Source organism: Oleiphilus sp. HI0086 (assembly GCF_001635225.1).
Genome location: NZ_LWFZ01001188.1, coordinates 1 through 905 on the forward strand (window position 1 = coordinate 1; position 905 = coordinate 905).

1 protein-coding gene is annotated in these 905 nt (G+C 48.8%); it reads right to left on the reverse strand.

The annotated features are described in order from the left end of the window. A partial coding sequence (fliF, locus tag A3756_RS20720; RefSeq protein ID WP_368664606.1) for a flagellar basal-body MS-ring/collar protein FliF occupies positions 1-903 on the reverse strand: 903 nt, incomplete at its 3' end. Between the last annotated feature and the right edge of the window lie 2 nt (positions 904-905).

The window sequence follows — 905 nt, forward strand, 5'->3', positions numbered from 1 at the left end:
TTCCGGCTCTTGTACGGCTTCCACAAACTTAGGTGCAAAAGGCGTATTAATCACATTTACGCTATCACCTCGTGCGGCTGAGTACCCTACCGCATTCCTTACCAATAGCGTCAAACGCTCAAGCTCTTCAGCCGTCCATGTAGTATAGCTTACCTCACCTGTTTCCGGGTTGATATTCTGTATATCATCAATTGCTACAGCAACCGTTAAGCGCTTTAGCCTACCTTGCTGGTGACGTGTGTAGCTGATTGTGCGGTCCACCTCAAAATTGCGAGTGGTTTGCTTACGCACATTTGTCGGTAAACCTCCTTCACCAGCGCCAGCACCGTTGGCTACTTCAGGGGCAGCACCCGCTGCGGGAGGCTGATTAGCAAGCGCGCCTGGTACACCGCCATCTGTCATCATCTGGCGCTGCTCATCCAAGGTTTGTTCACTTCGGACTGCTTGCATGTCAGGGTTGTAAAACTCTTCCGTTTCTTCAACCTGGGTAAAATCCACATCAGCCGAGACTTCTGACCTGAAACGATCCGCCCCGAGGATAGGACTCAATATACCTGTAATTCGCTCATTTAGAACTTTTTCCATTTTACGCGAATACTCAAACTCCCTTGAAACCAGCTTGTCTTCTTCTGACTCGTTGTTCCGAGACAATAGATTACCCTTTTGATCAACAACAGTAACTTTGCTCATATCCATTTCCGGCACACTTCCGGCGACGAGATTAACAATCGAGTCAACCTGCTCACGTGTCACTGGCCGCATAGAAGAGGTCTCGATCAAAACTGATGCACTAGGTTCTCTTGAGTCACGAACAAACACCGACCTCTTCGGAATAGCCAAATGAACTCTGGCGCTACGGATATTTCTGAAACTGGATATTGATCGCGCCAGCTCACCTTCCAGGC